Origin of the sequence: Streptomyces sp. NPDC058674, from assembly GCF_042716505.1 — a bacterium.
In the GTDB taxonomy this organism is placed as follows: Bacteria; Actinomycetota; Actinomycetes; order Streptomycetales; family Streptomycetaceae; genus Streptomyces.
In genome coordinates this window covers 47,440-58,979 of sequence record NZ_JBHXSC010000045.1, presented here as the reverse complement: position 1 = coordinate 58,979, position 11,540 = coordinate 47,440, and the positions used below count along the sequence as shown (strand labels likewise).

Genomic DNA, 11,540 nt, shown 5'->3' with positions numbered 1-11,540 from the left:
GGGCGACCCCGTGCAGGACGGCGGGCAGGGCGGCGGGCAGGGCGGCGCGGGCGGCCTCCACCTCCCGTCGACCGCGGGCGCGGCGGCGGGCGGCGGTGCCGGGGGCGCCGTCGGCGGCACCGCCGCCGGCGCGGGCAACGGCCAAGGCGCCGGTGGCGGCGGCATCGGCGGCGGCGGAGCACAGGGCGGCGCGGGGAGCTCCGGCAACCCCGGCACCCCGCCGGGCCCCGGCAATCCGGCGCCCTCCGGCGCCCCGCCGAAACCCACCGGGTGCCGCCAAGCCCACGACCGCCCCGCCGCCCCCGTCCGGCACCCACCGCTACCGCAACGGCAACAACGGCCGGTGCATCACCCAGGTCTTCGGCGCCTCGGACCACGGGAGCTGCTCGGACTCGACCGCCCGCTGGACCGTGCAGAGCAAGCCGGGCGGCAGCTTCAAGCTGGTGAACCAGCAGACCGGCCAGTGCCTGTACTGCAACGGTCTCGGCCAGGCGGTCTTCGTGGGCGACTGCGCCCAGGACATCGGCCGGCTGTGGCACGCGGGCTCGGGCGGCAGTCTGGTGAGCGACTACTACGGCGGCGGCTGCCTGGACCTGGGCATGAGCAGCGGCCTGATCACGACGGGCTGCGGCGGCGAGGCCTCCCAGCGCTGGAGCCGGGCCTGAGGCGCTGGAACCGGCCCCGAAGGCCCTCCCGTCATCCCGTCATCCCGTGTAGAACAGCTCGTCCACCACCGCCCGCGCACGGCGGGTGATGCGGCGGTAGTCGTCCAGCATCTCGCCGGCCGTGCCCTCCGGGTAGCCGAGGTAGCGGCCCACCGCCGACAGCTCGCGGGCCTCCGTGGGGAAGGTGTCCCCGGCGCGGCCGCGGACCAGCATCACCGCGTTGCGGACCCGGGTGGCCAGGACCCAGGCCTCGTCGAGGATCTGTGCCTCCTCGGTGGGGATCAGCCCGGCCGCGTGCGCGGCGGCCAGGGCCTCGCGGGTGCGGGTGGTGCGCAGGCCCGGTTCGGCCCAGGCGTGCCGCATCTGGATCAGCTGGACGGTCCACTCGACGTCGCTGAGGCCGCCGCGGCCGAGTTTGGTGTGCAGGGTCGGGTCGGCGCCGCGCGGCAGCCGCTCCGACTCCATCCGGGCCTTGAGCCGGCGGATCTCCCGTACGGCGTCGTCCCCCAGGCCCTCCACCGGGTAGCGCAGCGGGTCGATCAGCTCGATGAAGCGGCGGCCCAGCTCGCCGTCGCCGGCGACCGGCTGGGCCCGCAGCAGGGCCTGGCTCTCCCAGGTCAGGGCCCAGCGGCGGTAGTACGCGGCGTACGAGGCGATCGTGCGGACCAGCGGCCCGGAGCGGCCCTCGGGCCGCAGGTCGGCGTCGATGAGCAGCGGCGGGTCGGCGGTCGGCAGCTGGAGCAGCCTGCTCATCTCGGCGATGACGGCCTGGGCGGCCTTCGCGGCCTCCTGCTCGTCGACGCCCTCCCGGGGCTCGTGGACGAAGAGGACGTCCGCGTCGGAACCGTAGGCGAGCTCGTGGCCGCCGAACCGGCCTACGCCGATGACGGCGAAGCGGGTGGGCAGGGTGTCGCCGTACTGGGCCTGGACGGCGGCGCGCAGGGCGCCCGCGATGGTGGCGGCGGTGAGGTCGGAGACGGCTCCGCCGACCTGGTCGACCAGGGCTCCGTGGTCCTCCTCGGCAGGGTTCTCCTCCGTACCGTACGAGCGGATGATGTCGGCGGCCGTGGTGCGGAACAGCTCGCGGCGGCGCACCCCGCGGGCTGCGGCGACGGCGGCCTCGGCGGTCCCGGCGCGACCCACGGCGGCCAGTACCTCCTGCTCCAGCGCCTCGTGCGTACGGGGCTGGAGGCCCCCGGGGTCGCCGAGCAGGGCCACGGCCTCGGGGGCGCGCATCAGCAGGTCGGGGGCGAGGCGGCCGGCGGACAGGACACGAGCGAGGTTCTCGGCGGCGGCGCCCTCGTCGCGCAGCAGCCGCAGGTACCAGGGGGTCTTGCCGAGGGCGTCGGAGACCTTGCGGAAGTTCAGCAGGCCGGCGTCCGGGTCGGCGGAGTCGGCGAACCAGCCGAGCAGGACGGGCAGCAGGGTGCGCTGGATGGCCGCCTTGCGCGAGACGCCGGAGGCGAGGGCTTCGAGGTGGCGCAGGGCCGCGGCCGGGTCGGCGTACCCGAGGGCTTCGAGGCGCTGGCCGGCGGCGCGCGTGGAGAGCCTGGTCTCGCCGGGGGTGAGCTGGGCGACGGCGTCGAGGAGCGGCCGGTAGAAGAGCTTCTCGTGCAGGCGGCGGACGACGGAGGCGTGGCGGCGCCAGGCCTTGTGGAGCTCGGCGCCGGGCTCGGTGCGCAGGCCCATGGAGCGGCCCAGGCGCCGCAGGTCGTTCTCGTCCTCGGGGACGAGGTGGGTGCGGCGCAGCCGGTAGAGCTGGATGCGGTGCTCCATGGCGCGCAGGAAGCGGTACGCGTCGTGCAGTTGGGCGGCGTCGGCGCGGCCGACGTAGCCCCCGGCGGCGAGCGCGTGCAGCGCGTCGAGCGTGGTGCCGGAGTGCAGGGTGGCGTCGCTGCGGCCGTGCACGAGCTGGAGCAGCTGGACGGCGAACTCGACGTCGCGCAGACCGCCGGGGCCGAGCTTGAGCTCGCGCTCGACCTGGGCGGCGGGGATGTTGTCGACGACGCGGCGGCGCATCTTCTGGACGTCGGCGACGAAGTTCTCGCGCTCGGCGGCCTGCCAGACGAGGGGGCTTATGGCGTCGATGTACTCGGCGCCGAGGGTTTCGTCCCCGGCTACGGCGCGGGCCTTGAGGAGGGCCTGGAACTCCCAGGTCTTGGCCCAGCGCTGGTAGTAGGCGAGGTGGGAGGCGAGGGTGCGGACGAGCGGACCGTTTCTGCCCTCGGGGCGGAGGTTGGCGTCGACGGGCCAGATGGTGCCCTCGACGGTGGTCTCGGAGCAGATCCGCATGAGGTGGGAGGCGAGGCGGGTGGCGGCCTGGACGGCCTTGCCCTCGTCGCCCCCGTCGGGGCTGTCCCCGACGAAGATCACGTCGACGTCGGACACGTAGTTCAGTTCGTTGCCGCCGCACTTGCCCATCGCGATGACGGCGAGGCGGCACTGGGCCGCGTCCTGCGGGGCGGCGGCGCAGGCGATGCGCAGGGCCGCGCGCAGGGTGGCGGTGGCGAGGTCGGCGAGCTCGGCGGCGACCTGCTGGACGTCGGTGGTGCCGCAGACGTCGCGGGCGGCGATGGAGAGCAGGCAGCGGCGGTAGGAGACGCGCAGCTGCACGGGGTCGTGGGCGTCGGCCAGCCCCTGCTCGAACTCGGCCAGCCCGGGGTGCAGGTCGGCGGCCTCGTAGGTGACGAGGGCCTGCCAGTCGCGGGGGTGGCGGGCGAGGTGGTCGCCGAGGGCCTCGGAGGCGCCGAGGACGCCGAGGAGGCGGTCGCGCAGCGGCTTGGCGCTGACGAGGGTGTCGAGGAGGACGGGGCGGTCCTCGGGGCTCTGCGCCTCGGCGAGGCGGACGAGCCCGAGGAGGGCGAGGTCGGGGTCGGCGGTCGCGCCGAGGGCGTCGAGGAGCACCGGATCGTTCCGTACGGCGTCCAGCGCGTCGGCGTCGAGCAGCCGGGCCGCGGCGGAGGGGTCGGTGAAACCACTGCGCAGCAGCCGGCTGAAGGTGCTGCTCCTGCGTCCCGGGACTGTCATCCCGCGGCCTCCTGCTTCGTCGCTGCCACTGCCCTGGCCTGCCGGGACCGAGCCTAGCCGCAGCGGTGGGCCGACTCGCCGCCACGTACCGCGCGGGCCCGGTCGCGGTCGGCCGGAGGGGGCCGTGGGACGGGACCGGCGGCCGCGCAGGGAGCGGACGGACGGCGGCGCCGGGGAGCGGACGGGCGGCGGCCGCGCGGGGAGCGGACGGGCGGCGGCCGCGCGGGGAGCGGACGGGCGGCGGCCGCGTCGCGGCGCGGGCGCTGGCGCTGGCGCTGGCGCTGGCGGGAGCGCCCCTCCCGGGACACGATCACGTCCGGATCTTTTCCGGACCGCACCGGTCAGTGGCGGAAGCGGTGAACCAAGTCCCCGTCATCGGCCTCTTCCTGACTGCCCGGCGGCTTTCCTGCACGGAGCACGAACGACCCGGGGCGTCACCCGACGCCCGTGCCGACGCCTTGCGATGCCCGTGCCGACACCCGCCGACGCCCCCTACGGATACGGAACGGAACCGCAAACGGATGCCCCTGCCCGCCGCGCCCCTGCCCGCCGTGCTCCCGCCCCCCGCCTGCCGCCGCGTACGGCTCGCGGCGCTGCTCACCGTGCTCACGCTCGGCGCCACCGGTGTGCTCGCCGTCGGGGCCGGCCGGCAGACGCCCGCTGCGGCCGCCCCCGAGGACCGGGCCGCCGTCCTGCCCGTGAGCACCACGGCCGGAACGGTCGTCCAGGTCGTCGCGCACCCCGACGACGACCTGTTCTTCATGAATCCCGACCTCAGCCGCTCGCTGCTGTCGGGCACCCGGGTGACCACCGCGTACCTGACCTCAGGCGAGGCGGACGGCCGCAACACCGCGAGCGGCGGCGGCCTGAAGGACCCCCCGCGCCCCGCCGACCGCGCCGCCTACGCGGAGGCCCGGCAGAACGGCATCCGCGCCGCCTACGCCCAGATGGCCGTCGGGGACCGGACCGGGCCCTGGCGCCGTACGGTCATCCCCACCGCCGGCGGCGGACAGGCCGAGCTCGACGTCCTGGTGGCGAAGCCGCAGGTGCAGCTGGTCTGGCTGCAGCTCCGCGAGGCCCGCAGCATCGACGGGGACAATCCGGACAGCCTGCGCGGCCTGTGGAACGGCCGGATACCGGCGCTGGGCACCCAGCCCGCCGCCGGCACCCCGGTCACGCAGGCGTACGCGTACACGAAGGACCAGGTGACAGCGGCGATAGCCGGGGTCCTGGAGCGGTACCGGCCGACGACGATACGGATGCAGGACCCCACCCCGGGGCGGCACGGGGAAGGCGGCCGCCCCACCGACCACCAGGACCACGTGTACGGCGCGCGCTTCGTACAGGCGGCGGCCGCCTCGTACGCGGAGCGGGTCGCGGACCGGCCGCGGTTCTCGGTGCAGAACTACCTCGGCTACCACAACGGCGCCCTGCCCCACGCGCTCGACCCGCAGACGGTACGGGCGAAGACCGCGGTCCTGCGGACCTACGCCTGGCAGGACCGCACGGACTACTGCGGCAGCCCCTCGGGGTGCGGCGACCGCAAGGTCGCGGGCAGCCCGACCGGGCGCAACTGGGCGCAGTCGCTGCGCTACACCCGCGCGGACACCACCTCCTGGCTGACAAAGGGCACCCCCGGCCGGCTCTGGGCCTTCGCGACCCTGGACGGCCGGACCGCGTACTGGACCCGCTCCCCCGGCGGCGCCTGGGCCGGTCCGGCGCTGCTGCCGGGCACGGGAATCGACCCGGGCGCCACCGCCGTCCGCCTCCCGGACGGGCGGGTCGGGGTCCTCGCCACCCGCACCACCCTCGGCACGCGCCCCGCCGACTACCGGCGCGAGGTCGTGTACGCCGCCCAGTCCTCGCCCGACGGGCCGTTCGGGCCGTGGCAGTCGCTCGGCACTCCCGAGACCGCCGACGAGGACGGCACCTCGGCGATCAGCGCCCCCGCCGCGGCCGCGGACGCGGACGGCCTCCTGACGGTCTACCTCCGCGACTCCCGCCGCACCCTGCGGGCCGCCGCCCAGCAGCCGGACGGCGGCTTCTCGCCGTGGCAGCGGCTGGGCGGCGGAGACCTCCAGGGCGACCCGGTCGCGGCGGTCGACTCGGCGGGGCGGCGCCACGTGTACGCCACCACCACGCGCTCGGTGGCGGCCTGGATCCAGCGCACCCCGGACTCGCCCCTGCTCGGCCCGGCCCGGACGGGCCTGCCGGCGACGACGGTCCCCCTGTCGGCGGCCCCGGACGGCGCGGGCGTGCGCCTCTTCTTCCGCCGCCCGGACTCGGGGGTCGTCCGCACGGCCCTGGTCACGGCGGGGCCCGCCGGGCCCCGGGTCTCCAGCATCACGGAGGCGGGCGGCCGGGCCGGCTACGGCGCGGTGGGCGTGGCGGGCCGCAGCATCGCGGGCCGCGCGGGCACCGGCACGGTCGGCACCTCAACCCTGGGCGGCCCCCCGGCCTGGACGGAGTCCCGCATGCTCTTCGCGGGAGCCCCGGCGGCCCTGCTCGAACCCACCGGCACCACGACGACGGCCGTCCTGGGCCTGGACGCCGCCCTGCACCTCACCACGACCCCGCCGCCCCGCACCCCCACCCCCACCCCGCCCCCCTGGCACCGCGCGGTCCGCTGACCCGGAAGCCCCGCGACACGACGAAACCCGGCCCGCCCCAGGGGGCGGACCGGGCTCACTCGTGCCGCGCCTACAGCACCGGCATCATCTTGCGGAGTTCGAAGGCGGTGACCTCGCTGCGGTACTCCTCCCACTCCTGCTTCTTGTTGCGCAGGAAGAAGTCGAAGACGTGCTCGCCGAGGGTTTCCGCGACCAGTTCGCTGCGCTCCATCAGCGCGATGGCCTCGCCCAGGTTCTGCGGGAGGGGCTCGATGCCCATCGCGCGGCGTTCCGCGTCCGAGAGGGCCCAGACGTCGTCGTCGGCGCCCGCCGGGAGTTCGTAGCCCTCCTCGATGCCCTTGAGGCCCGCCGCGAGGAGGACCGCGTACGTCAGGTACGGGTTGGCTCCCGAGTCGATCGAGCGGACCTCCACGCGCGAGGAGCCCGTCTTGCCCGGCTTGTACATCGGGACGCGGATGAGGGCCGAGCGGTTGTTGTGGCCCCAGCAGATGTACGAGGGGGCCTCGCCGCCGGAGCCGGCCGTGCGGGAGGAGCCGCCCCAGATGCGCTTGTAGGAGTTCACCCACTGGTTGGTGACCGCGGCCGTCTCGGCGGCGTGCCGCAGCAGGCCGGCGATGAAGGAGCGGCCGACCTTCGAGAGCTGGTACTCGGCGCCCGACTCGTAGAAGGCGTTGCGGTCGCCCTCGAAGAGGGAGAGGTGGGTGTGCATGCCCGAGCCCGGGTACTCCGAGAAGGGCTTCGGCATGAACGTGGCCTGCACGCCCTGCTCCAGGGCGACCTGCTTCATCACGAGGCGGAAGGTCATGATGTTGTCGGCCGTGGAGAGCGCGTCCGCGTAGCGGAGGTCGATCTCCTGCTGGCCCGGGGCGCCCTCGTGGTGGCTGAACTCCACCGAGATGCCCATCGATTCGAGCATCGTGATCGCCTGGCGGCGGAAGTCCATGCCCACGTTCTGCGGCGTGTGGTCGAAGTAGCCGGAGTTGTCCGCCGGGACGGGGCGGGAGCCGTCCAGCGGCTTGTCCTTCAGCAGGAAGAACTCGATCTCCGGGTGGGTGTAGAAGGTGAAGCCCAGGTCGGAGGTCTTGGCCAGGATGCGCTTGAGGACGTAGCGCGGGTCCGCGAAGGACGGGGAGCCGTCCGGCATCAGGATGTCGCAGAACATCCGGGCGGTCCCGGGGGCCTCCGCGCGCCACGGCAGTATCTGGAACGTGCTCGGGTCCGGCTTGGCGATCATGTCGGACTCGTAGACCCGCGCGAAGCCCTCGATGGCGGAGCCGTCGAAGCCGATGCCCTCGTCGAAAGCCTGCTCCAGCTCGGCCGGGGCGACCGCGACGGACTTCAGGAAGCCCAGTACATCGGTGAACCACAGGCGCACGAAGCGGATGTCGCGCTCCTCGAGCGTCCGGAGGACGAATTCCTGCTGCTTGTCCATGCCTTCATCCTCGCAGTTCAGACGGCCTGTGCACCACAGCCCCGGGGGCCGGGGGCACAGAAGGGCCGGCCCAGTATCGCCAGCGGTGGTTTCCGCCACATTACGCACCCCGGAAAGCTCGCGGCACCCCCGCACTGACCGTGGACCCGTCATGAGCATTACCATCTGCGCCCATGGGGGGCCGGGAGCACACGCGGGCGGGGCGTCAGGTACGCCCCACTCCTCGGCGCGCCGTCCTCCTGACGACCCTCGGGCTGCTGCTGGCCGGGATCGGGGCGCTGTTCCTGTGTGCGCGACCCGCGCCGCCGCCCGCCGCCGCCCCCGCCCCCGCGGCCTCTGCCGCCGCCCCTGCCTTTGCCGCTGCCGGGCACAGCGCGAGCGGACACCCGGCCGCAGGACACGCCGCCGCGGGACACGCGGTGCCCGCACACGCGGCCCCCGCCGTCTGCGCGTCCCCGTACGACCCGCCCGGCTGCTCCCCGCTCGCACACGTGGTCCCGGTCGTCCTGCCCGTACCGGCGCCCGCCGCGGTCCTGGCGGGCGGCGGGACGCCGGCGGCGCCGGCCGCGACGGCCCCCCGGGGGCGGGTGCGGCCTTCGGCGCCGCCGGCGCGCGCCCCCGACCTGCACGCCCTTCAAGTGCTGCGGACCTGACGGGTCCGGTTCGCGCGTCCGACCACCCCACCCCCCTCAGCAGAAGGAACCAGGGCACATGGCCAGCCAGCCCAGCAGGACCGACAAGAACGACCCCCACTCCCGCCAGGCGCGCATAGCCCAGATGCGCCGGGCCGACAGAGCGCGCGACCGGCGCAACAAGGCCATCGCGATCACGGTCTCCGCGGCCGTCGTCGTCGGCCTGGTCGGCTTCGGCGCGTGGGTGCTGATCGACCGGCAGGAGACCCAGCAGCGCAAGCAGGAAGCGGCGGAGACCGCCCGCAGGACGCCGGTCGACGGCGAGCAGACCTGGGACGCCCAGAAGCTGGGCCGCAACCACGTCGAGACCCCCGTGAAGTACGAGATGAACCCGCCGGTCGGCGGGGACCACCACCCCCGCTGGATGAACTGCAACGGCGACGTCTACAAGAACCCGCTGCCCGAGGTGAACGCCGTGCACTCGCTGGAACACGGCGCGGTCTGGGTGACGTACGGCGAGAAGGCCGCCAAGGGCGATGTCGACCGGCTCGCCGAGACGGTGGGCAAGACCCCGTACACGCTGATGAGCCCGGTCAAGGAGCAGGCCGGCGCGATCATGCTCAGTGCGTGGGGCAAGCAGCTGACGGTGGAGAAGGCGGACGACCCGCGGGTCGCGCAGTTCTTCACCAAGTACGTGCAGGGCCCGCAGACACCCGAACCGGGCGCGGCCTGCACGAACGGGCTGGCGGACAAGTGAGCCGTACGCCCCGTACGTACTGGGTGGCCGGCACGGCCGTGCTGCTCGCCCTGCTGTTCGCGGCGGCGGCCACGGTCGCCGCCGCGAGCGGCGAGCCGGACGAGCACGGGCGCACGCCGGGGCTGCACTCCGCGGACGCGGGCTTCGCCCGGGACATGGCGGTGCACCACCAGCAGGCGGTGGAGATGTCCTTCGTCGTCCGGGACCGCACCCAGGACGAGGCGGTGCGCGTCCTCGCCTACGACATCGCCAACACGCAGGCCAACCAGCGGGGCATGATGCTCGGCTGGCTGGACCTGTGGGGCCTGCCGAAGGTGGTGGCGGGCGAGCCGCCGATGGCGTGGATGGGGCGTTCCGAGCAGGAGCGCGACGGCGGCCACGGCGGCCACGCGGACCCGGCCGGACCGGCCAGTTCCGCCGCCTCCGCCGACTCCAGCGGCTCCACCGGGCACGGCGCCGCCAAGCCCGGCGCGCTCATGCCCGGCATGGCCACCAAGGAGGAGATCAGCGCGCTGGGGTCCGCCGCGGGTCGGGAGGCGGAGGTGCTCTACCTCCAGCTGATGACCGACCACCACCGGGGCGGCGTCGCGATGGCCCAGGGCTGCGCGGACCGGTGCACGACCCCGGCCGAGCGGGAGCTGGCCCGGGGCATGGTCGCGGCGCAGGAGTCCGAGCTCACCCTGATGGCGGACATGCTGCGCCGGCGCGGAGCAGCGCCGCGCGGGTGAGCGGAGGTGGACGGACATGCCGGTACGGCGAGGAGAGGGCGCCTCTCGCCCGTACGGGCGTGCGCGCACCCGGATCGGGACCCGGGGGCGCTGACCGCGGATCGGGTGGCCGGGCCGAGAAGGTCTGCGCCCACGCCTGATCCGGGACGGCGTGCCGGGCGGCGTACCGGACCGCCCGGGCCACCTCGTCCGGGCGGTCCGGCGTGACCGGGTGACCGGACGTCTCGGCGACCTCGGAGCGGGCGCCCGGCGCCGGACCGGCCCGGCCGGCTCCCGCGACACCGCGCCGCTCGGGGGCGCGGCCCGCGGGGCGCCGGTCCGGCGGCGGGCCCGATCCGCCCTCGGGCCGCGAACTCCTCGCCCGGCCGGCGGTACTGCGCGTACAGGACGGGCCCCGCCCGGGCCGGGTCCGTACGGAAATCCGCCGGACGGAGCGCAGCGGCGTGGGAGGCTTGCGCGATCACGAGACCCGCGACCGAAGGAACCCACACGCCGGTATGAGCACCCCGCCGAATCCGCCCAGTACCCCGCCCGGCCGCCCGACGGAGCCGGCCGGTACGCCCATACCCGGGGCGGGCCCCGCACCGTCGTCCGCACAGCCCGCGTCGCCCGCGCAGCCGCTGTCGCTGGAGAAGACCCCCGCCGAGCCGGCCGCCCCCGCCGCCCCGCCGGCGCCCGGGACACCCGGCACGCCCGCGCCGTCCGACGCGGCGGCCCCCGCCGCCCCGCCGGCCGCCCCGGCCCCCTCGCCCTTCGCTCCCCCCTCCCCCTTCCCCGCCCCGGCCCCCGCGGCGTTCGGCGCGCCGGCCGGCGGGCCCGGCGCCCCTGCCAACCCCTGGGCGCCGCCGGGCGCGGGCTACGGCGCGGCCGCCTACGCCCCGTACGGGCAGGCGGCCCCGGCCGGCAACGGCCTGGCCGTCGCCGCGCTGGTCGTCGGGATCTGCGCGATCGCCATCGGCCTCGTCCCGCTGCTCTTCTGGATCGGTGCCCTCCTCGCCGTCACCGGCCTGGGGCTGGGCATCGGCGCTCTCGTCCGCGCCTCCAACGGGGCCCCGCGCAAGACGATGTCCGTCGTCGGCACCGTCCTCGGCGTGCTGGGCCTCGGCGCGTCCGTGGGCGGTTTCTTCCTGACCGCCGCCGTCATGGACGAGGCCGCGGACAGCATCGACCGCAGCATCGAGCGGCAGCGGGACCGCGACCTCGAAGGGGCGTTCCCCGAGGACGGCGAGGGGCCCGGCGCCTCCCCGTCCCCCTCGGCCTCGCAGGCCCCGGGCCTGACCAGCGCGCTGCCCTTCGGCGAGACGTTCACGTACGGGGACGGCATCAAGGTGAGCCTCTCGGCGCCGAAGAAGTACAAGCCGGAGAGCCTCTACGGCCGGGAGACGGTGAAGAACGCCGTCCAGATGACCGTCACGATCACCAACGGCTCGACCCGGCCGCACGAGGTGATCTACGCCGTGCCGAACGTCCGCGACGACAAGGGCATGACCGCCGAGCTCGTCTTCGACGGCAGTGTGCCGAAGATGATCCAGGGGTCCATCCTGCCCGGCGCCTCGGCCAGCGGCGTCATGGCGTTCGAGGTCCCCGAGGGCACCGTGAGCATCACCGCGGACATCGCCGCGGGGACCCTGCTCGACGACGTGAAGTACGCCGGTCCGATCGGCTGACC

The 11,540-nt window shown here is 75.3% G+C and carries 8 protein-coding genes; 6 read left to right on the top strand and 2 right to left on the bottom strand.

Annotated features, from left to right (window positions below; genetic code table 11):
- Window positions 1-410 precede the first annotated feature (410 nt).
- On the top strand, window positions 411-665 hold the full coding sequence (locus tag ACFWU6_RS22525) for a hypothetical protein (RefSeq protein WP_383982732.1): 255 nt from the start codon (window positions 411-413) through the stop codon (window positions 663-665).
- Window positions 666-704: 39 nt separating this feature from the next.
- On the opposite strand, the gene ACFWU6_RS22520 is transcribed toward ACFWU6_RS22525, so the two are convergent.
- Window positions 705-3,692 carry a bifunctional [glutamine synthetase] adenylyltransferase/[glutamine synthetase]-adenylyl-L-tyrosine phosphorylase gene (locus ACFWU6_RS22520; protein WP_383812729.1) on the bottom strand — a complete coding sequence of 996 codons (2,988 nt, stop codon included), beginning with the start codon at window positions 3,690-3,692 and terminating at the stop codon, window positions 705-707.
- Window positions 3,693-4,213: 521 nt separating this feature from the next.
- Here ACFWU6_RS22520 and ACFWU6_RS22515 point away from each other — a divergent pair.
- On the top strand, window positions 4,214-6,322 hold the full coding sequence (locus ACFWU6_RS22515) for a PIG-L family deacetylase (protein WP_383982729.1): 2,109 nt from the start codon (window positions 4,214-4,216) through the stop codon (window positions 6,320-6,322).
- Window positions 6,323-6,392: 70 nt separating this feature from the next.
- Here the strand turns inward: ACFWU6_RS22515 and glnA are convergent, their stop codons facing one another.
- Complete coding sequence (gene glnA, locus ACFWU6_RS22510) at window positions 6,393-7,754, bottom strand: type I glutamate--ammonia ligase (protein WP_383812725.1); 1,362 nt, start codon at window positions 7,752-7,754, stop codon at window positions 6,393-6,395.
- A gap of 173 nt (window positions 7,755-7,927) precedes the next feature.
- Between glnA and ACFWU6_RS22505 the strand changes: the two genes are divergently transcribed.
- The 4 genes from ACFWU6_RS22505 to ACFWU6_RS22490 all read left to right on the top strand — a co-directional run bounded on the left by ACFWU6_RS22505 (window position 7,928) and on the right by ACFWU6_RS22490 (window position 11,538).
- Window positions 7,928-8,407 (top strand): hypothetical protein, encoded by a 480-nt coding sequence (locus tag ACFWU6_RS22505; protein ID WP_383982727.1) that lies wholly within the window; start codon window positions 7,928-7,930, stop codon window positions 8,405-8,407.
- 58 nt (window positions 8,408-8,465) lie between these two features.
- Window positions 8,466-9,143: a DUF3105 domain-containing protein gene (locus ACFWU6_RS22500; protein WP_383812721.1), complete on the top strand. Its 678-nt coding sequence runs from the start codon at window positions 8,466-8,468 to the stop codon at window positions 9,141-9,143.
- Window positions 9,140-9,871: a DUF305 domain-containing protein gene (locus ACFWU6_RS22495; protein WP_383812719.1), complete on the top strand. Its 732-nt coding sequence runs from the start codon at window positions 9,140-9,142 to the stop codon at window positions 9,869-9,871. The genes ACFWU6_RS22500 and ACFWU6_RS22495 overlap by 4 nt, the downstream gene beginning before the upstream one ends.
- A 497-nt stretch (window positions 9,872-10,368) precedes the next feature.
- Window positions 10,369-11,538: a DUF4190 domain-containing protein gene (locus ACFWU6_RS22490; RefSeq protein ID WP_383982724.1), complete on the top strand. Its 1,170-nt coding sequence runs from the start codon at window positions 10,369-10,371 to the stop codon at window positions 11,536-11,538.
- Window positions 11,539-11,540 lie beyond the last annotated feature (2 nt).

Bases quoted from the DNA above. Each gene is read 5' to 3' on its own strand.
- ACFWU6_RS22500 (WP_383812721.1), top strand. From the start codon at position 8,466: ATGGCCAGCCAGCCCAGCAGGACCGACAAGAACGACCCCCACTCCCGC.
- ACFWU6_RS22505 (WP_383982727.1), top strand. From the start codon at position 7,928: ATGGGGGGCCGGGAGCACACGCGGGCGGGGCGTCAGGTACGCCCCACT.
- glnA (WP_383812725.1), bottom strand. From the start codon at position 7,754: ATGGACAAGCAGCAGGAATTCGTCCTCCGGACGCTCGAGGAGCGCGAC.
- ACFWU6_RS22515 (WP_383982729.1), top strand. From the start codon at position 4,214: ATGCCCCTGCCCGCCGCGCCCCTGCCCGCCGTGCTCCCGCCCCCCGCC.
- ACFWU6_RS22490 (WP_383982724.1), top strand. From the start codon at position 10,369: ATGAGCACCCCGCCGAATCCGCCCAGTACCCCGCCCGGCCGCCCGACG.
- ACFWU6_RS22520 (WP_383812729.1), bottom strand. From the start codon at position 3,692: ATGACAGTCCCGGGACGCAGGAGCAGCACCTTCAGCCGGCTGCTGCGC.